Genomic DNA, 19,143 nt, shown 5'->3' on the forward strand with positions numbered 1-19,143 from the left:
AATTTCTCACCCCAAGGGGTGAACCCCCCGTGGCCTGCCCTGCCAGGTCAAACAAGCCCCGAGAGCCCCCAGGAACCCACGGTCATAGAGACAAAGCCCCGTGTGTTCACTGCGGCTGACGCATCACACACCTGCCTGACGTGCACGGGATCGACAGCCCCCTACGCGACCGCCCTACGGCCAAATAGCCGCCTCACAATTGAACCTGCTGAGAGAACAGATACACGCCAGCCATGACCTTCTCCTTCATAGACCACCGCACTCTGACCGCAGAGGACATCGCCGCCTTCGAACAGCTCATCACTGCCCGCAACGAGTTCGAAGGGCACCTTCCGCGCCCAGAACCCCTCGAAGGCGAATGGGTGCTGGCCATCTACGTCACGGTCACCGCACCCGGCGGGCAACGGCTTGAAACCCAAGGGGTTTTCAAACGTCACGGGTCTACGCAACCCACCGCCGACGGCGACACCCACACCGAGTTCGTGCTCATGCAGTTCACATCCCAGGGACAGGCGCTTCCGGACAACGACTACGACGCCCGCGCCGCGTCTACGCCGCATCGCCCAGCCGCCGGACCGGTTCCACGCCAAGCACCGCCATCAGCGCCGAGGCGCTGAAGCCCCGCACCGCCCTTGCGCCATACGCCGTCCTACGTGTTGAGCAGCGGCGCACTGCCACGCCCGGCGGACGACGTCCCGTCAAGAGCCGCGTGATCAAGCCATCTCCCGCGGACATCACCCTGCCAGCGAGGAGGGGCGGGAATCGCCACGAAGCGCTCCACACCCAGGGCAACACTCGGCCACCTACCCATGATGAAGGAGTCATTCGTGCATGTTTCCGTCCCCGCCTCGGTACTGGACGAACTGGAGCAGCTGGCCGTCAGTCTCCGACGCGCCTGTGACGAGCACGAGCTACTGGACGCCAGCGGCAAAGTTCCTTCACCAGCTCCGACAATGAAAATGCTGCAGCACGTGGCCACTGCCCAAAACCTCTCGCGGATCACGATGCAGCTCGTGACGGAGTTCATGACGCAGCTCGATAACCCGCCTCAGCTACTCGTCAAGGCCCAGTCCCACCTGCTGGCCGCAGTGGCACATGCATGTAATGCGCCGGCGTTGTACGCCCGCGCCGCACAGACCACCGCTCTACCCGCCGCGACAGCGGGAGAGCTCGAAGCGGAGCAGCGGAAGTTTCGGATGATCTTCGATCACGCAGAAGCCCGCAGCGAGCTACAGCTCGCAAGCGAAGCCGTCCGAGACGCGACCAGGGAAGTCAAGCGTCATCACGACACGGAGCGCTTCCTTGCCCGCGTTCGAGGGCCCGCACCAGCCAACGCCGCCAGCCCACCAGGGCCAAAGCCCAAAGCGCGGTGAATCCCGGACGATCTCCCGCTCGCCGCCCCGCCCCGTGCCCGCCCGGCGACACCACCAACCTCGGAGCCTTCCCTGCAGAACCCCGATTTCGAGCTGTACGACAACGTCGGCCGCACCAGCGAACAGATCCACGCCTACCACACCCGCTCCGCCACCACCGATGACCTGCGCCGCTGGGCCGAGCGTGACTCCACATCCTTCCGCGCACAGCACCCCCTGCCACGGGAGCCATTCCCCACGCCGGATCTGACCCCCTACAGCACGGCCTTGGCTGCCGCAGAAACTCCAGCCGAGTACAGCACGGTACTCAACTCCCTGCTGGATGCCGTCGAACCCTTCCTCAACGAGGTCATCGACCACTTGGCCGCCGCCGCCCGGTGGCGTGACCAGAACCGCGGAGCCGAACCAGACTCCCCGCCCCGGCTGCTGCGAGATGCCGCCAGCCGCATCTCGACTGGGCTCGCCATGGCCGCCACCGCCGATCTGCGCATCCTGCGTGCCCACTACGACCCGCCACCGGACCTCGCAGCTCTCGAAAGAGAGCTGAAGGCCCGATCGTCGGGGAACACACCTCCACAGCCGCTGTTCCCGCATCCCCAGAACGGCCCGACCGGAACGCGACGGTGACCGGAAGCCCCTACCAGGGGCCGCCCGTATCCGTTTCCTTCGCGCAAGGAGGCTCAGCCCTGCCGCACCAATGCGACCTGTCCGCCTTCGGTACCGTCCTGGCCGGGCAGTTGCCGGGCATGTGGCGCCGCGAACACCTTGTGTTCGCCACCTTCGAGGACCAGCTCGCCCGCGCCGTCTGGGACAGCGGCCCCGCGCATGCGGCCCGACTGGACCATGAACTCGGACACGCGGCGCTCCTCCACGGTGCGGGTGGCGAAGAACTGCTGGTCATCTCCCGGCCTGGCTGCCCGCACCAGTACCTGGTTGCTCCCCTGCTGCCCGAAGGCGTGCAGTGGCATCACTTGGAGGGGGTGGAACATCCGGATGGTATCTCCGTTCCAGACGCCCCAGCCCGGGCCGCCGCAGCGATTATCCGCCGCGTGCTGCCCCGCTACCGTCGGGCGCTTGCGGCTGTGCGCCGCAACATGACCAACCGGCCCGGAGCGCCAGACTTCTCAGGTGTCGACGAGGCCGCACAGCTTCTGACCATGGTCTGGGGCCCGGACGGCTCGATAGCGGCCCCATCGGCGAGCGTGCCTGAGGACGCCCGGAGTGTGCTGGTGAGTTGCAATTTCGAGTACCGGGCCGGCGAAGCCGCATACGTGCTACCCCGCTCCCCCGGAAGCGTCCAGCAGGCGCTGTTCCTCAAGGCAGCGATCAAGCGGCTGACCGCCCAGGGCATCGGCGTGAACCACCGCCGTGCGGCAGCACCGGGCCCGCCCCGCCAGCCAGGGCTACCCCGCACACCCGGACTGGTTCACCGCCGCTGAAACCGAGCCTGTCCACCCTGATGGCGTCCGGCATCGACCAGCGGCAGCTGTTGCACGATATCGCCGACCGCCTCCAGTCCGTCGTCGACGAGCTGCCCATGCCCGACCAGCTCGGCCCCGATCCGGCCATCGGTGAAATCCTCGAAGACGACATCCGCCACCTGGCCCGCCTGTTCGTCTTCCTGGCCGGAGATGCCGCCCGCCGCCACCGGGAAGCCGGCAATCAGCTGCGGCAGGCCCTGCCTGTCCATCACAGGATCGCTCTCGCCCTGGCCCGGGTCGTCCAGCCCGCCGGTGCGGCGCTTGCCGCTCTTGGCGACGCCGTCCACCACTTCGCCAACCTCACTGACCTCGTCCGGCCTCCCATGCAGCACTCCCCGGCGTCGCTGACAGCGCAACAGGCACTCATCGACAGCGTCGCCACCGCCCGCGGCCAACTCATCGCCGCCGCAAACCAGCTGCGCACGGCCGCCGACACCTCGCGCACCGCATCGACACCCGTGCCGGGCCCCGCACGGCCCGCGCCCACCGCACAGCGAACGCTGTGATCACCGTCCCTGGAGCCCCATCATTCTCTCCCGCATAGCTACTCGCCGCACGACCTTCCCAGTGACAGCATCCCTGTCCTTCCTGGTGACGGCAGTCCTGTCCGCCGTCCTGGGCGCCGCTTCCTGCACCGCCTCCCAGACCGGCAGCGCCCAGCAGCCCTCCACCCGCGCTTCGGGCCCTGCCTCGGCCGTGGCAACTGCCGCCCCGGCGTTGACGAAGCAACAGGCCCTGGACCAGATCGCCCACTACTCCCAGATCAACAACAAGGCCAACGCCACGCGCAACCGCCGGCTCCTCGACACGATCGAGGACGGCCCGCTGTATGCGATGTCGGTCGCCGACTACAAGGAGGAAGAGGGGCTACCCAAGGCGGGCCAGGAGACGTACAGGCCGTGGTCCTACGACCTGGGCTCAACTCGGCTCTACATTCCCCGGTTCAGCTCCGGACAGCAGCGGTGGTTCGCCGCTGTCACCTACAGCGGCAAGAACAACAGGTATGCCCGCCTCCTGGTCATGGCCGAGCAGGCTGCCCCGCGCCGGTGGGAGATGGTCGCGGCCGTCGACGTCGACGACAAGAGGCTACTGCCCGCGATCACCCTCGATTCCGACGGCTACGCCACCGCCCTTGATGCCGCCTCGGCCCAGAAGGTCGCCAAACCGGTCGTCGCCCTACGCAAGGCCGTCCTGGACAACTACGCCACGGGCGGCACCGTGAGCGGGAAGAAGACCTTCGCGGCCACCAAGACCTCCACCCGGCAGATCCAAGTCCACGAGAGGACGACGAAGAAGTTCGGGGACCGCGGCAGCACTACATTCTCCGCCGCCCCCACGGAGTTCCCCGACAGCTACGCGCTCAGGACCGACGACGGCGGCGCTCTCGTCGTGTTCGCGCATACGCACACCCAGCTCGATGTCGCCCACCGCGGACTGCAGATCAACCCCGACAAGAAGGACCGCGCCTGGCTGGGCACGGCCCCAAGCCCCCTCATCAGCTACACATTCACGTGTTCCGATGTCGCCGCAGTCCCAGCAACACCCCGCAAGCCGGCGCTGATCGGATACACCTGCCGCCGCACCAACGCCCAGGGCACGCGCTCTCTTTCGGCAGGATGAATATGCTCCACCCTCCCCAACCCGTCTCGGATCTGCTCGGGTTCGCTACTGCATTGGCAGAGCGCCTGCCCGGTATCTGGCAGCCCGGACCGCCTGCCGCCGTCACCTCAAGCAGTCCGGCAGCCACCGGATCTGGCACACCGGCTGTCTGGCCTACACCGCGTACACCGCGCTCGGCCTCCAGCGGTGCGTGCTCACCTCGCCCTACGGCCTGCAGTTGTATGTGATGCCGCGCCCGGACCGGTCCGTGGAGTTCGTCGTGCTGCCGATGCTCCCCGCCGGCTGCGAACACAAGCATGCCTTTGGCCTCAAGAGCCCGCAGGGGATCGCCGTTGCCGCCGACCCCGCGCGGGCCGCCGCTGCGGTGCGCCGCCGGATCCTGCAGGACTACCGCTTCGACGCGTTGCCCGTGCTCCGGGCGGCCAGCCCTGGCCACCTCCTGGTCCAGGTGACCCGCGATGCCGAGCGCCGCCCCCGCATCCGCACCACCTACGTCTATGCCCTAATCGAACTGCTCGCCCGCGGCGGCTTCCTGCTCGACCCGGCGACTGGCGAGTGTCACCTTGCCGCCACCCTCACTGAGCAGCAGGCGAACCGTCAGCTGGTCAAAAGCGCCCAACGCCTGCGGCAACGCGGCTTCCGTGTAACCACGACCTCCAGCGTTTCGCCCGGCGCCGGCTCTCCCGTCCGCCGATCCGACCAACCGAAGAGACCGAGCCGATGACCAGTTCCCACGACGACTTCGTCCGCGCTCGCCTGGCCCTTTGGCACCGTCGTATCGAGGACACCGCCCGCCTCATGACAACACCGCCGGATGAGAGTGCCACTACGGGCCTGCTTCCGGTCCTCTATCAGTTGACCGCCATGCACAACCTGACATCCGGTCTTGTCTCCGACCTGCGCCAGGCCGCGATCAGTGCCCTCGCGGCCACTGCCCCGGGCCGCCAGTACCTGTCCCAACTGGCCGACGCGCTAGTACACAGCAGCCGCGCCACCACCCACCTGAGCAGAGCCGTGACCGGTCTCACCACATTCCCATCCCGAGCAACGCCCTCTGATTCCGGCGAAGCAGTGCAGAAAAGGTTGGACGCGAGACTCGGCCACACCGCCGCCCTACGCAGCCTCAAGCGGGCAGCCCAGGCCGTCCTCGTGTCCACCCCGGCAGCCGAGCACGGGAGAGCCCCCGACACCATGCATCAGCGCCCTGCACGCCGTCCTCGACACTGACTTTGGAGTTCCTCCTCTCGACGGCTGGCCCGGCACTACTTGCCACTACTTCCAGCCGCCGACCAGCACCGGTCTGGCTTTGTAGGTGAGTTTCGAGAACGTCTGTTGCTCAGCGGGGCGAACGCCTGCTTCCACGGGAGAGTGATGTCGCTGAGTTTCGAGAACGCCCTGGTGCTTGCTTCGGGACCCTGGTTGTGCTCTGCACGACGAGGGGGCCCGGGTGCTGCCGAAGTCCAAGGTCGACCTGTACGCGGCGATCCGTCGTGATGCGAGGACGGGCATGTCCACGCGCGCGCTCATGCGGAAGTACGGCGTCGGCTTCAACACCGTGCAGAGGGCTCTGGCCTCGGCTCTGCCGGAGCCGCGCAAGAAGATGAGGCCACGGGCAACGCGCCTGGACCCCTACAAGCCGGTGATCGACGCCATCCTGAAGATGGACCTGACCGCGCCGCGGAAGCAGCGCCACACGGTCAAGCGGATCTACGACCGGCTGCTGGACGAGCACGAAGCCGTCGACGTCTCCTACCAAATGGTCCGCGCCTACGTCGCCGCCCGCCGTGAGGAGATCCGTCTCCAGACCGGCAAGGGGGTGGTGGACGCGTTCGTCCCGCAGACCCACAGGCCCGGGGCGGAGGCCGAGGTCGACTTCGGCGACGTCGCCGTGAGGCTGGCCGGCGAGCTGGTGACCTGCTACCTGTTCGCGTTCCGGCTGTCGTACTCGGGCAAAACCGTGCACCGCATCTTCGCCTCGGCAGGGCAGGAAGCGTTCTTCGAGGGCCACGTCCACGCTCTCAACGTGCTGGGCGGAGTGCCGACCGGGAAGGTCCGTTATGACAACCTTAGAGCCGCCGTCGCCCAGGTGCTGGGACTCTCCCGTCGCCGGGTGGAAGCCGAACGCTGGACCGCCTTCCGCTCCCACTACGGCATCGATGCCCTCTACTGCCAGCCCGGTATCCGCGGCGCCCACGAGAAGGGCGGCGTCGAGGGCCAGATCGGCTGGTTCCGCCGCAACCACCTCGTCCCCGTCCCTGAAGTGGACACACTCGCCGAGCTCAACGCGATGATCGACCGGTGGGACCAGGAGGACGACGCCCGCCGCATCCGCTCCCGTCCCCGCACGATCGGCGAGTACTTCGCGGCCGAGCAGCCGCTACTCGCGCCGCTGCCGGAGGAGCCGTTCGAGACGGGCAGGCTGTCCACCCCGCGGGTCGACCGCTACAGCCAGATCTGCGTGAGGATGAACCGCTACTCGGTGCCGGTGCGGCTGATCGGCCGCACCGTCCGCGTCATGCTCCACGCCTCCGAGCTCGTGGTCTACGACGGCCGTGAGGAAGTCGCCCGCCACGAGCGGCTCATCGCCCGCAATGGATCCCGACTCGAACTCGACCACTACCTGGAGGCGCTGATCCGCAAGCCCGGTGCCCTGCCCGGCGCCACCGCCCTCGACCAGGCCCGGGCCGCCGGCCGCTTCACTCCCATGCACGACGCCTGGTGGGAAGCCGCCGTCAAAGCGCACGGTGAACGCGACGGCACCCGGGCCCTGATCGAGGTCCTCCTCCTCAGCCGCCACCTGCCCCACGAACACCTCGTCACCGGCCTCGCTGCAGCCCTGAAGACCGGTGCCCTCACCGCCGATGCCGTCGCTCTCGAAGCCCGCAAGGCAGCCGACGCCGACACCGGATCCGAAGAGCCCCCGCAGCCGCCCTCCACCACCAGCCAGACCGCCATCGCCCCGCTGCCTGCGGCCGTCAGGTCCAACCTGCCACCCGACAAGCGGCCCCTGCCCTCCGTCGCCCCCTACGACCAGCTCCTGCGGCTCCGCCGACCCGACCACCCCACCCCGTGAAAGAGGAGAACGCCGTGACCCTTCCCCGCCAGCGAGGACTCACCGAGCAGGCCGCCACCACCGCCGTCGACCAGGCATGCCGGATGCTCCGGTTGCCCACCATCCGCTCTCAGTTCCCCGACCTCGCCGAGACCGCGAGCCGTGAGCAGATGTCCTACCTCGGCTTCCTCGCCGAGCTCCTCCTGGCCGAGTGCGACGACCGGGCCCGCCGCCGCTCCGAGCGCCGCATCAAGGCTGCAGGCTTCCCCCGCGACAAGTCCCTGCGGAAGTTCGACTTCGAGGCCAACCCCAACATCGACGCAGCCATGATCCACACCCTCGCCAAGTGCGAATGGATCAAGAAGGGCCTGCCCCTCTGCCTCATCGGCGACTCCGGCACGGGCAAGTCTCACCTGCTGATCGCACTGGGCACCGAGGCCGCGATGGCCGGCTACCGAGTCAAGTACGTCCTGGCGACCAAGCTGGTCAACGAGCTGGTCGAAGCCGCCGACGAGAAGCAGCTGACCAAGACCATCGCCCGCTACGGCCGCGTCGACCTGCTCTGCATCGACGAACTCGGCTGTGCGCCACGAGGCGCTGATGGATCTCGCGGGATGAGAGGCCCGCCGCCGGTCCTCGCAGGGACCGGTTGAAGCTGGAGGCAGGCTGAACCCCGGATTGGGGGTGAGGTCGGAAGCAGCCTCGACAACGTAGGGGCGGATCGACACCACCAGACGGTTCGTGCCCGCAAGCGAAGACGGAATGGGTGCAAGGAAACTGAACCAGTGGTTGACGTCCCGTGAGTCGTCAGCGGCCTGCCGAACCTGGTGGATGGGTCGCTTCGCAGTGCTGGAGAGTGCTCTATCCGATGGCCTCTCCTCTTCCGGCGTCTTGAGCCTATGGACGCCGGGAGGCCCGGACCAAGACTGCGATGTGCGGTCCGTGGCGATGCTGCCGGGGTATAGCTGGGCACCGAAGCCGTCACAGAGATCCTCAGTGAACGTGGGAAGCGATCTGGCATCGCCCTTCCCGTCCGGCAGCCGGCCGGGCGGCGGGCAGGCGCAATGCCCGCTGATGACGCCAGATCGTGGCGGAGTCGCCGTAGTACTCGGAGTCCGGGAAAGCCGGTCACGTGGGGAAGGGCGACAGCGTGATAGCAGCAGGACTGCTGTCGGGGAGGAACGTTGTTGAATAACGACGCGCCGTCGACAATGTGGCCGGGCAGTATGACGGCCGCGCGACGGGTACTCGATCATCAGATCAAGCTGCACCGATGGGCAAGGAACGAGCCGGATCGCCGGTTCGATGATGTATTCAACTTGATCTGCGACCGGGCCACGTTGGTGGTGGCCTGGGAACGGGTGTCTGGCAACAGGGGTGCCAGGACAGCAGGTGTGGATGCGGTGACTCGCTACCACATCGAAGAGCGCCACGGAGTGATTCCGTTCCTGGAGGAGCTTCGCTCCTCACTCAAGGACGGGTCCTTCACCGCGCTGCCGGTCAAGCAGGCGGTGATTCCCAAGAAGAACGGAAAAGTCCGTTACCTGGGAATTCCGACCCTGCGGGATCGCGTCGCGCAGATGGCGCTCAAGCTGGTACTGGAGCCGATTTTCGAGGCCGAGTTCTACCCGTCCAGCTACGGGTATCGGCCCGGACGTCGGGCCCAGGATGCCATCGCCGAGATCCACCACTTCACTCGCAGGCCGTCGACCTATGACTGGGTCATCGAGGGCGACATCAAGGCTTGCTTCGACAACGTCGACCATCACGTCTTGATGGATTTGGTGGCCGAACGCGTCAAGGACCGGAAGGTCCTGCGGCTGGTCAGCGCGTTTCTGCGGGCCGGAGTTGTCGAGCTGCACGGTGGATTCGCGGAGACCCTCACGGGCACTCCGCAAGGAGGAGTCGCCTCCCCGTTGTTGGCCAACATCTATCTCTCTGTCCTGGACCGGCATTTCTCGCGGATCTGGGATGAGGAGATGACCCCGCCGTGGCGTCGGCAGTATCGACGCCGCATGGGGCGGCCGAACTTCCGACTGGTGCGTTACGCCGACGACTTCGTCGTGCTCGTGCACGGCACCAAGTCCGAAGCCGAAACGTTGAAGGCAGAGATCGGCGAACTGCTGGCCAGCAGACTGAAGATGACCCTCTCGGTCGAGAAGACCCACATCACCCATATCGACGACGGCTTCGTCTTCCTGGGCTTTCACATCCAGCGGAGATCCTGGGGCGATGGCCGTCGTGTCGTGCTCACCATCCCGTCCAAGCAGGCATTGGCGTCGGTGATGCACAAGGTCAAGAAGCTGACGGGGCGAAGTACGACATCGCTCTCGTTGGAGGAGGTGCTGCGGACAGTCAACCCGGTTCTTCGGGGCTGGGCGGCCTATTTCCGCTATGGCGTGTCCAAGAAGACGTTCTCTTACCTCGGTTGGTACGCGTGGTGGAGGCTAATTCTCTGGATTCGCTACAAGCACCCACATATGACCTGGAAACAGTTGCGCCGCCGCTACTACGGGGCGGACCGCATCACGGAGGGCGGGATTGTCCTCTACAACCCGGCGAAGATGCGGGTACAGCGATACACGTTTCGTGGAGCGCAGATTAGCACGCCATACAACATCGATGAGGTTGATCCGGAGAAGGCGCGCTTTCGCCGGACCAGTCACGACGATGTGGCCTTCGTCGGCCAGGTCAGTGAATACCTCGCCTGATCCGTCAGATCACGTGGAGAGCCGGATGCTCGGCCAACGGGCACGTCCGGTTCGGCGGGCGGGGACGGGAAAACCGGCACTGGAAACAGTGCACGGCGTCTCGTCCCCGACCCAACACATGGAACTCGACCGCCGCGGCGCCGAACTCCTCTTCCAGGTCCTTACCGAACGCGAGGAGAAGAACAGCGTCGCCATCGCCTCCAACGAGTCCTTCAGCGGTTGGACCAAGACCTTCACCGACCCCCGTCTCTGCGCGGCTATCGTCGACCGCCTCACCTTCGGCGGCAACATCATCGAGACCGGCACCGACTCCTACCGTCTCGCCACCACCCGCGCCCGCGCTGAGCAGCAAGCCGTCGGCTGAACCTGGCGCGGGAGTGCCTGCCCGGAGCGACGTGGGCGAGCTACCCCTGGCGCAGAAATTCCCGCAGGTCAGCGGCTACAGCCGTCATCCCTTCACCGGCTTCGATCACGGTCGTCACCGTGCACTTCCAGTCACCGGGAAAGAAGCCGGACCGAAGCGTCCAGTCCAGATGCACATGACCAACCGAGCCGAAGGTCGCCGTCAGGACCAGGTGGTTGTTGATCCAGACCCGCTCCCCTTCCCAACCACGGAAGTCGCGCGCGAGGCCGTCGAAGAACTCGCTCATGTCATCCCAGACGGTGACGGTCACCTTATCGAGCTGTGCACGCACACCATCAGCAGCGGCCTCCACCGCGAACACGGTCTCGTACTCATCCGCACGCGACCAGTCGAACAACCGGACAGAAGTCGCCAGCGCCCCCGGCCCCCGCACGACGAGCTCGACCTGCCCGGGACCCACCTCGATCAGACTCACCCGACGAAGGATACGGACGTCAACACATTGACGACATCACGTTTCCGTGGCACGGGACCGCTGCTACTTCTCATCAACATTCGGAGGTCCAGCAGCAACCAGCTGTTCCCAGCTCCGACCGACAAGTGCTCTTCGTTCTGACCTACGCAGCCACCGGTTCCAAAGACCCGCCGGGGCACTTGCGAGCCTCCGTACCACAATGCGCTCCGCACAGCCGGCGAGCACTCCTCTTCCACTGCACCAACTGCCCAACCACCGCGGCTGGCGGCGCAGTCGCGGCCACACGCCCATCGCTGCCCCAGAGGAAGAGAGGAGAACCGCATTGCCTGACCACGTCGGGCCGAAGGGCAGGCCGATGACCACCGCTGAGCCGATCCGCATCGTGCGCGGGCCGGGCGGTGAGGTCGAGGTCACCGGTCCGGTCGACGCCTTCGCGGCCGACGTGCTGCGCCGAGCAGGCTTCATGTTCCTGCCTCAGCTGCGCGGATGCTGGGTCCGGCTTCCGTTCGACCTCGGTACGGCTTGGGAAAGCGAACACGCCTCCTGGGCGGCCGAGATGCTGACCGCCGCCCGCTACCCGGTGCACCTCGACCCCGACCTCAGCGTCCCCCGCTCCAGTCATGGCAGCCCGTCCGTCCCGAACCACCGACCGGCAACGACCGCCCAGTCACCGCCGGCAGGACGCCGGACACGCAACTGACCTCTAGCCAGGAGCAACCAATCCCCGGCACACCTACCCGCACCGTGAACGAACTAGCCCGAAAGGCACAGGACTTCCGGCTCGCCATGGTGTGTCTCGGCCGTGAGGCCGAGACTGTTCTCGACGCCGCGCGGGACCGCTACGGGCGGTACGTCCACCACCACGCTGCAGCAGCCCGCGCCCACCGCAACCGGAAGGCCCTCCAGGCGTACGCCGCCTACCTTGCACCGCACGCAGGCGATCTGCTCGCCGCTGCCCGCCGCGTCCTTGACGACCTGCCTCACGCCCGGCACACCACCGGGTGGCGTGCCCTGCTCGACAGCCTCGCCACCGCCCACACCGAGATCGCACAGGTCCTCAACCAGCCCGCCGCGCCCGGCACGGTCACCGAGGGCGAGCAGCACACGGCCGTGTGGCCATATCTCGCCTTCTGGGCGGAACACAGCTACATCGCCACCGACCTCGCCGACGAGAGCCACCAGCCTGAGGTCCCGCTGACCGACGAAGAACAGCAGATGTGGACCGAAATGGCCCAAGCAGCGCAGCGGCGGGGCGAGCTGGACCTGATCGAGTCGTGGTACGCCGCTGACGGCCACGCCATCACTCTCGCACACTTATTCGAGGATGACGCCTCGACCGTGATCGCCCTGTCTGGCGATCCGGACTCACAGGGCTGGCGGGTGATCGGGCACTACGTCGACGAATACCTTGCCCGGCAGGCGCTGCCGACCGCGGTGCAGCCCGGCGTGCTACAGCCAGATGTCTCCCGGTTCAACCGCCCCGACCCCGCACCTGAGGTGTCGCTGCAGGAACTGGTTCGGGACGTCACCGAGGCACGCGCCGCAGGTGACGTCTCAGAGGCTCTGCTCGTCACTACCCGGCACGGCTACGACGCGGGCCCGCTGGTCCGCCTTCATGAGCTCCTCGGCAAAGCAGGGCAGTTCGCCCAGGCCCTAGAAACCGTGCGGGGCACACAGGTTGCCGCTCGGCTCGCCGCGCTTCGCCGACAACTCGATTTCCTCACCCACGAGGTGCACGAGGTGGCAGAGGAACTCGGCGCGAGTGTCGCCGTCCTGCCGCCGCATCGCACCCCCCGACCTCGCACCAGGCCACGACCCGCCTTGGACACCCCTCCCCCGCCAGGCTCCACCCTGGGCCCGGCCACCGCCCGCCACCGCTAGATACCAGCCCGACGCCCCACCCGACCACGTGAGGAGACAACTCATGGCAGTCCGCACAAAATGGACCGTCCAGCACGCCTGTGGCCACGAGATACAGCACGACCTGTCCGACCGTCCCGCGGACCGCCGAGCCGGATTCGCCCGCTGGCTCACCACACGGGACTGCACCGACTGCTGGCGATCCACTCGCGACGCCGACGCCGAATTCAAGCAGCAATGGCTCGCCACCAAGCGGGCCGAAGAACAACAGGCCGCCCGCGAATGGGCCGAGAAATTCGACATGCCGCCGCTGGAGGGACCCGAGAAGGCACTCGACTGGGGTGAACGCTCCCGCCACCAGCTGATGACCGCGGCCCACACATCCCTCGTCGTCGAAGGCAACTGGGACGAGGCGGACTGGTCAGAACTGGAAGAAAAGGCCCGCTCCATCGGCCGAGCCGGATGGTGGATCGACCAGCGGGACGCGGATGGCTCTGACCTGCCCGAACTCCTCGACGCCGCAGGCGAAGACGACCGAGGCACGGAGAACCCCTTCCGGTGACCCCGGCCGGAATATAGGCGACGATCGCCGGTTAGCCAAACCGGCGATCCTGCGGACCATTGGTCCTCCACCGCCTCTCCTCCCAGCCCCCGTGCGGAAGGACCGCTCATTGACCGAACCCGGCCTCTCCCCGAACTTTCCGGACTACGCACCGGCACCCGACCTGCTCACACCCACCCGGAACATCACGCACGCCCACTTCCAGCCCGGCGACCAAATCGTCGTCATCAAAGGCTGCGTCGCCGGCGACCTATGGGGCGACTCGATGCGCGTAGTCGCCCCTTCGTGGCACACCCCGACCGAGGAAAACGGATGGCGGCTGCGCAACGCGACCGGCGGCGCCCAGTCCTACCTCACCGCGCACCCCCGCTACATGGTTCACCTCCAGCGCCGCTGCCCGGACTGCCTGATCTACCTGCGGGCTATGGAGCGCTATCTCCTTCCCCGCTACGCCGGCTACGACGGACTCGTCAACTGTGGCTGGTACTCGATCACACCCTCCGGCCAGCTCGTCCACGTCGACGAGGTCCGGAACGGGCGATGAAGGAACTTCCGGCAGTCACCCCACGGCATCCCCAGCCGCCCACACCGTAGGAGACCTGCTCTTTGCTTCGTGCCGACCGGCTCCTCAGCATCCGCCGTGATCCTCACTCCGGTGAAGTCCTCGCCCGCGGCGGTGATCCTCAGGCTCACAGCATCCTGCAGCGCACCGGCTTCGTGGCTGTCGTACGTCTCCACGACACCTACCATCGCGCCCCCATCGGCCTCGGCCAAGACACGGAGAACCGGCTGGCCAGCAGCGCCGTGGCCCGTCTCCGCGCAGTCGGCTACGACGTCGCCTGCGACGAGCCGTTCGACACCGGCCGGCGCGAACCCCCCAGTCAGTCTCTCGGATCCCAGGCGGCCCAACTCGCCGACCGCATCCGCGAAGCCACAACGACCGAGGACGCAGCCGAGGTCCTGACCGAACTCACAGCCGACCACGATGGAATCCTCGCCGGCATCGAAGCGGTCCTCACCGCGACAGCCGACTTCCACGAGGGCTTGGACGACCCCACCTCCCCGTACGTGGCCCGACGTCTGCGCGACCTCGCCGACGAACGCCTCAGCGTCATCCGCTCCGACCTCACCCACACCCGCAACGAGCTGGCTGACCGGCACGCCCCACACCCCGGCCGCACCACCCCCACCGGGGCTGTGCCAGCCGCGGAACGCAAAGCCTCCGCCCAGCGCGCCTGCCCTCAGTCACCTAGCCTCCCCGCTCCCAGTGCGGCCCCCGGACGACGCCGCTGATTCCGCCCCAATGCCCAAGGAAAACATGCCCAATCACATAGATTCCGGGCGCCTCGCCTCGTTCGCCGATGTCCTCGCCAGCGAACTCCCCGGCGCCTGGACGAGCGTCCACCACACGGCCGAGGACAAGGACGACCTCACCGAACTCGTCGACAACATCTGGGACATGGATGTCGTCGCCGAATCCCTCGCCCAGCATCCGCCGCACCAGGCAGCCGTCCTGACCTGCGCGGACGGCGCCCAACTTGTCGTCCTCGACCGGCACGACAAGCGGAACGGCTTCCTCGCCGCCGCAATCGCACCCCGCGACCTACCCGCACAGGCATTCCAAGCAGTACGCGAGCCGGACGGAATCGCCCTGACCGACGACCCGTTCCTGAGCGCCGAACTGATCGCAGGCGACCTGCTGGCACGCTACGAGACCGCGCTCACACAGGTCCGTCAGAACGCCACCGACCTGACGCGCGCCTCCGGAGCTCACTCGCCCCAGCCCGAACGAGTCATCCTCTCTTGGCTGTCCGACGGCAGCCTCGGCGCGACCCCCGCCAGCGACTCTACCAACGGCGTACTGATCGCCCACGGCTTCGTCCGCGACGAGCAAAAGGACATCTACCGGCTCCAAGGCGGCGACAGCGCCGCCCAGGCCAGCACCCTCCACAAGCTCGGCCTGCAGCTCGCCGCCCGGAACGTTTCGCTCATCGTCCGGCACGCCCCCTCGCGCAGGTCCCCGACCACCTTTGCCCCCACGCCCGCAGCATCGGCCAAGACGTCGACCGCACGGTCACGCTGATGCCCGCCGACGAACCCGCCAGGAGGACCGTGCCCGAATCCACCTCTTCCGCGGTACGGCTGGCCGACGAAGTCGCCCACCAGCTCGGACAGCTCACCGAACGTCTTTCCCAACTCCCTTCCGAACAGGCTGCCCAGATCCTCGCCCGGGTCCTTGACCCCGACGAGGGCGTCCTCGGCCGTTTCACGGGACTGCTGATCACCGGTTCTTATTTCACGAAGAACCACGCGGAACGCGGCCTGCTGCCCGCCGAGGTGTGGCTCGCCCTAGGCCGCGCGGCCAACGAACTGAACGACATCGGCCTGGACCTCGACCCTCACATCGCTGCCCTCGCCGCCCTCGGCACACGCCCAGCCCCAGCAACGCCCTCAGTCGCCGCACCGCTCGTCGCACGGCGGCACCGATGAGGCAGAAACGGTGGCCGGGACGAGCTGGCAGTGAGCAGGCCCAGCAGCACTATCTCGTCGAGCCCCGCACCCTCGCCGGCGGCGGCGACCTCCGGCACGTCTCCGCCTTCCTGCGTGCCTCCGGATGGAAGGACCAGTCGAAGGCCGACGGCCCTCTCCTGCTCGACAGCCCCGACCGCCTCGTCCGGATCGTCTACGACCCCTATGTCCAACCGGGGGGATGGACCATCCGCGGCAAGGCCACCGCGCACCAGGAGGAATGGTGGGCAATCCTGGGCCAGCAGACACCGGTGGAGATCGTCGCCGGCCTGACCGATGCCCTCACCCAGCCCCGCTCGGCACATGCTCCCAATGTCTGGGCGCCCCTCCAGGAGCAGGACTGGAACCGTGATCGCAGCAACGGGAACTTCACCGCGACGAGTCCGGACGACACGGCATGGATGCAGTTCCGGACCGGTCAGAACGGCGACGCCAACTGGTGGGCGGCGGCCCGAGACGAGCACGGCAACGGATGGCATGCGGCCTTCAGCGCCTCCACCCCGATGCGCCTCCTGCAGAGCTTCGCTGCCGCATTGGCCAGCCCGGAACCTGTGATGCGCCCCAGAGGCCGCGTCCCGTACAGCACGAAGATCCGCACCACCTCCGTCTCTCTCCTGCCCTCGCAGCTCGGTGCCTGGCAGCAAGCACGCCTCGACGCCGCCCGCGCTGCCGCCTGGGCCCGCAACTGGAACCCCAGCCGACCACGCGCCACGGCCCGCCACGCCGCGAGCGGCGACCGGACATTCTCCCACCGCTGACGTCCACCTCACGAGGAACACCCCTTGCCACACACGGCCTTCACTCCCACGTCGGAGCACAGCGAGCGGCTATCGCGGAACGTCTGCGACGGGCACAGGAGTAGCCCATGCCCGTGAACGAGCGTCAGCTGCGCGCATTTGCCGACACCCATGCCTGGCGGATCCCGTTCGACACCAGCCCTCGCCACCTCGCCGGTCCCGGCGACGCCCGACACGTCACGCATGGTCTGGCCGCCGTGGGATGGACCCGCACCTCGGACCCGCTCAGCGCGGAGATATTGCTCACCAGCCCGGACCACCGCTACACCCTGCAGTTCGACCCGCAGTCCTCCACGTCCGCCTGGTGGCGCCTGCGGGCCCAGGGCAGCGATACCGCTCAGCACTGGTACTGCGAGTTCGGGCAGCTCGTCCCCGCCGAGGTCCTGAGCAGCGTCACCGACACCCTCGTTGCCCCGCCAGCCAGTAAGCCGGCCGACGAGCCTGCCGATCCCTGGGAGGCCGCAGCTTCAGGAGGCTGGCTGCGCGACGTTGACGGCACAGCCCACTCCCCCGACGGCATGGGACACATCGAGCTCCGTCACCTCGACAGCAAGGTCACCGAGTCGTGGCACATCGACGTCTGCGAGCCCGGCTACGGCGACCCTTGGGGTCCCCGAATCTGGCACGCTCGGTTCGACAGTCACACTCCGTCCCATCTGGTCACCGCGTTCATCACCGCGCTCGTCGATCCCGCCCCGCTCCAGCGCGGGTTCTTCGACGCCACTGCCCACTACAGCGCCGTGCAAGAGCGCAGCCAGCTCAGGCCCCAGCAGGTGGTCGACGCGCACGCCGACCGCCTCGCGTCGCTCGGCACCCGCGCGCGTACTGCGCGCCGCCGCGAGCAACCGGCCACCACGTCCGTATCGGCGCCCGCAACAGCGACCGCCCCGATCCGGCGCTGACCCATTACCGCCCGACCGCTATATACCGAGGACCCGTCATCTCCTCCGACCTCGATGCCCACCGTGAACTGCTCGACCAGCTCAGAAAGTTCCTGGACGAAAGTCAGCAGATCCTCGACGCGTGGGACGCGTACTCCGACGAGCACACCGACCTCGACGGCTGGCCCCGCGACGAGGACGCTTACGGCCGGCGCGCCGCGCAACGTGACGCCGACACGGCAGAAGCCTTCGAGAAGGTCCGTGCCGGGGCACACCACCTCCTGGCCGCCGCCCAGACCCAGCTCCAACAGTTGCCCGCCCAGGCGGTCCAGATTCGGTGGGTGTGGCAGCTGAGTACCTTGCAGGCCGCCCTCGAACAGCTCGACGAACTCCACGACACGTGGCTGCAGACTCGCGACAGCCTGCCCGGCCATGCCGGCCCGGGCACCGAGTTGTTCGCCGCCGCCCTCGCCGCCTACCACGCGGAAGCGTGGAGCTATCTCGACGACTGGGGCACGCACGGCCGCACCGTCCTCGACATCCATTCTGCAACCCGCCACGCCCCTATGTCTCAGGGCACGCCCCACGCCATGACCGCTGCCCCGGCTTCACTCCTCCAGGCCAGGGCTGCACGGAGGTGACAATGCAACCGGACCCCGACACCACGCTCGTTGCCTTCATAGGCCCGCGTCATCTTGCGGGCGGCGGTGATCCGGCGTGGATCACCGTGCCCCTCCACCGTGCCTGCGGCTGGAGTTACGGCCACGACCCCCTGATGCCGCGCGTCATCCTCTCCAGCCCCAACCAGAAGGCACTGCTGCGCCTTGAGCCCGATCCCGAGGGTCAGTGGTGGACCATCCACCACAACGCTACACAGGACCGGCCTGCCTGGTACGCGAGCTTCGGCGCCCGCACCCCGGTCGAGATCATCGCCGGTTTCACCGACGCCCTCACCGCTCCCGCAGCGGCAACAACCGCACCCGCCGATCCCTACGAGCCTCTCGAACGGGCCGGCTGGTCGCCCACCGGCACTGCGGACGGTTTTCTCTCGCCCGACGGCAGGGCCATGGTCCAGCGGACGGGCAGCGCAGGCGACGGCCCGTGGTTCGCCACCGTCGCACTCCCTGGCCTTTGGCAGGCCCAGTTCGATGAGCACACGCCACCGCACCTGATCGCCGCGTTCACCGCCGCGCTCGCCGATTCCCGTCCCGTGCCGCGCACCGGCAGCCCGCTCAGATTCCTCACCTTGTACCCGAACCTCGTCACCCGCATACAGCGGGACGTGCCCGCCGCGCAGGTCGCCTCCGTCCTGGAGGAGCGAGTTCGCGCCCTCGCCGCCCGCCGCGCCGCCCCGCCGACGCACCCGAGTGCGCCGCGCCGGCCCCCGCCCAACTCGGGCCGCAGCCGCTGACCTTACGCCCCGACCGGAGCATCCAGT

At 67.7% G+C, this 19,143-nt stretch carries 23 protein-coding genes and 2 pseudogenes; 23 read left to right on the forward strand and 2 right to left on the reverse strand.

The genetic code is table 11. The features are described 5' to 3' along the window. Window positions 1-233 precede the first annotated feature (233 nt). The 4 genes from ABT245_RS42785 to ABT245_RS42800 all read left to right on the forward strand — a co-directional run bounded on the left by ABT245_RS42785 (window position 234) and on the right by ABT245_RS42800 (window position 2,812). Window positions 234-617, forward strand: a complete 384-nt coding sequence (locus tag ABT245_RS42785; RefSeq protein WP_351745646.1) for a hypothetical protein — start codon at window positions 234-236, stop codon at window positions 615-617. A 210-nt stretch (window positions 618-827) separates the two neighbouring features. Beyond that, on the forward strand, window positions 828-1,373 hold the full coding sequence (locus ABT245_RS42790; protein WP_351745649.1) for a hypothetical protein: 546 nt from the start codon (window positions 828-830) through the stop codon (window positions 1,371-1,373). 267 nt (window positions 1,374-1,640) lie between these two features. Next, window positions 1,641-2,000 (forward strand): hypothetical protein, encoded by a 360-nt coding sequence (locus tag ABT245_RS42795; protein WP_351745652.1) that lies wholly within the window; start codon window positions 1,641-1,643, stop codon window positions 1,998-2,000. After that, a complete protein-coding gene (locus ABT245_RS42800) occupies window positions 1,997-2,812 on the forward strand; it encodes a hypothetical protein (protein WP_351745655.1) in 816 nt (271 codons plus the stop codon). Before ABT245_RS42795 ends, ABT245_RS42800 begins: the two co-directional genes overlap by 4 nt. On the opposite strand, the gene ABT245_RS42805 is transcribed toward ABT245_RS42800, so the two are convergent. Further along, the gene (locus tag ABT245_RS42805) at window positions 2,800-3,144 is read right to left on the reverse strand and encodes a hypothetical protein (protein WP_351745658.1); all 345 of its coding nucleotides are present in this window, start codon (window positions 3,142-3,144) and stop codon (window positions 2,800-2,802) included. The two genes, ABT245_RS42800 and ABT245_RS42805, sit on opposite strands and share 13 nt — an antisense overlap. A 33-nt stretch (window positions 3,145-3,177) precedes the next feature. Here ABT245_RS42805 and ABT245_RS42810 point away from each other — a divergent pair, with 33 nt between their 5' ends. From ABT245_RS42810 to ABT245_RS42845, 8 genes and pseudogenes are all read left to right on the forward strand, one after another. Beyond that, the gene (locus ABT245_RS42810) at window positions 3,178-3,360 is read left to right on the forward strand and encodes a hypothetical protein (protein WP_351745661.1); all 183 of its coding nucleotides are present in this window, start codon (window positions 3,178-3,180) and stop codon (window positions 3,358-3,360) included. Window positions 3,361-3,421: 61 nt separating this feature from the next. Then, a complete protein-coding gene (locus ABT245_RS42815; protein ID WP_351745663.1) occupies window positions 3,422-4,474 on the forward strand; it encodes a DUF8094 domain-containing protein in 1,053 nt (350 codons plus the stop codon). A 190-nt stretch (window positions 4,475-4,664) separates the two neighbouring features. Then, a complete protein-coding gene (locus tag ABT245_RS42820; RefSeq protein ID WP_351745665.1) occupies window positions 4,665-5,198 on the forward strand; it encodes a hypothetical protein in 534 nt (177 codons plus the stop codon). Further along, window positions 5,195-5,701, forward strand: a complete 507-nt coding sequence (locus tag ABT245_RS42825; protein WP_351745668.1) for a hypothetical protein — start codon at window positions 5,195-5,197, stop codon at window positions 5,699-5,701. The genes ABT245_RS42820 and ABT245_RS42825 overlap by 4 nt, the downstream gene beginning before the upstream one ends. A gap of 280 nt (window positions 5,702-5,981) precedes the next feature. Next, window positions 5,982-7,547, forward strand: a complete 1,566-nt coding sequence (gene istA, locus ABT245_RS42830) for an IS21 family transposase (RefSeq protein ID WP_502982313.1) — start codon at window positions 5,982-5,984, stop codon at window positions 7,545-7,547. 14 nt (window positions 7,548-7,561) lie between these two features. Next, window positions 7,562-8,107, forward strand: a pseudogene (locus tag ABT245_RS42835) (ATP-binding protein); the annotation flags it as partial. 606 nt (window positions 8,108-8,713) lie between these two features. Beyond that, window positions 8,714-10,237, forward strand: a complete 1,524-nt coding sequence (gene ltrA, locus ABT245_RS42840) for a group II intron reverse transcriptase/maturase (RefSeq protein ID WP_351745671.1) — start codon at window positions 8,714-8,716, stop codon at window positions 10,235-10,237. 115 nt (window positions 10,238-10,352) lie between these two features. Further along, a pseudogene (locus ABT245_RS42845) lies at window positions 10,353-10,601 on the forward strand (ATP-binding protein); the annotation flags it as partial. Between the two features lie 40 nt (window positions 10,602-10,641). On the opposite strand, the gene ABT245_RS42850 reads toward ABT245_RS42845, so the two are convergent. Further along, complete coding sequence (locus ABT245_RS42850; RefSeq protein ID WP_351745673.1) at window positions 10,642-11,076, reverse strand: DUF6228 family protein; 435 nt, start codon at window positions 11,074-11,076, stop codon at window positions 10,642-10,644. A 355-nt stretch (window positions 11,077-11,431) separates the two neighbouring features. Between ABT245_RS42850 and ABT245_RS42855 the strand changes: the two genes are divergently transcribed. The 11 genes from ABT245_RS42855 to ABT245_RS42905 all read left to right on the forward strand — a co-directional run bounded on the left by ABT245_RS42855 (window position 11,432) and on the right by ABT245_RS42905 (window position 19,116). Beyond that, a complete protein-coding gene (locus tag ABT245_RS42855) occupies window positions 11,432-11,776 on the forward strand; it encodes a hypothetical protein (protein ID WP_351745676.1) in 345 nt (114 codons plus the stop codon). A gap of 86 nt (window positions 11,777-11,862) precedes the next feature. Further along, window positions 11,863-12,957: a hypothetical protein gene (locus ABT245_RS42860; protein WP_351745726.1), complete on the forward strand. Its 1,095-nt coding sequence runs from the start codon at window positions 11,863-11,865 to the stop codon at window positions 12,955-12,957. A 43-nt stretch (window positions 12,958-13,000) separates the two neighbouring features. Next, window positions 13,001-13,498 (forward strand): hypothetical protein, encoded by a 498-nt coding sequence (locus ABT245_RS42865; RefSeq protein ID WP_351745678.1) that lies wholly within the window; start codon window positions 13,001-13,003, stop codon window positions 13,496-13,498. 109 nt (window positions 13,499-13,607) lie between these two features. Beyond that, a complete protein-coding gene (locus ABT245_RS42870) occupies window positions 13,608-14,042 on the forward strand; it encodes a hypothetical protein (RefSeq protein ID WP_351745680.1) in 435 nt (144 codons plus the stop codon). Window positions 14,043-14,104: 62 nt separating this feature from the next. After that, window positions 14,105-14,791, forward strand: coding sequence for a hypothetical protein (locus ABT245_RS42875; RefSeq protein WP_351745683.1), 687 nt, complete (start codon window positions 14,105-14,107; stop codon window positions 14,789-14,791). Window positions 14,792-14,816: 25 nt separating this feature from the next. After that, entirely contained in the window at window positions 14,817-15,581 is a 765-nt protein-coding gene (locus ABT245_RS42880; RefSeq protein ID WP_351745685.1) for a hypothetical protein, read from the forward strand. After that, on the forward strand, window positions 15,581-15,988 hold the full coding sequence (locus ABT245_RS42885; protein ID WP_351745688.1) for a hypothetical protein: 408 nt from the start codon (window positions 15,581-15,583) through the stop codon (window positions 15,986-15,988). The genes ABT245_RS42880 and ABT245_RS42885 overlap by 1 nt, the downstream gene beginning before the upstream one ends. Beyond that, a complete protein-coding gene (locus ABT245_RS42890; protein ID WP_351745691.1) occupies window positions 15,985-16,785 on the forward strand; it encodes an SPDY domain-containing protein in 801 nt (266 codons plus the stop codon). Before ABT245_RS42885 ends, ABT245_RS42890 begins: the two co-directional genes overlap by 4 nt. 107 nt (window positions 16,786-16,892) lie before the next feature. Then, entirely contained in the window at window positions 16,893-17,726 is an 834-nt protein-coding gene (locus ABT245_RS42895) for an SPDY domain-containing protein (protein WP_351745693.1), read from the forward strand. Between the two features lie 320 nt (window positions 17,727-18,046). After that, window positions 18,047-18,346 carry a hypothetical protein gene (locus ABT245_RS42900; RefSeq protein WP_351745696.1) on the forward strand — a complete coding sequence of 100 codons (300 nt, stop codon included), beginning with the start codon at window positions 18,047-18,049 and terminating at the stop codon, window positions 18,344-18,346. Window positions 18,347-18,348: 2 nt separating this feature from the next. Continuing rightward, complete coding sequence (locus tag ABT245_RS42905; RefSeq protein WP_351745699.1) at window positions 18,349-19,116, forward strand: SPDY domain-containing protein; 768 nt, start codon at window positions 18,349-18,351, stop codon at window positions 19,114-19,116. Window positions 19,117-19,143 lie beyond the last annotated feature (27 nt).

Origin of the sequence: Streptomyces sp. NPDC001508, assembly GCF_040298665.1 — a bacterium.
Lineage (GTDB): Bacteria > Actinomycetota > Actinomycetes > Streptomycetales > Streptomycetaceae > Streptomyces.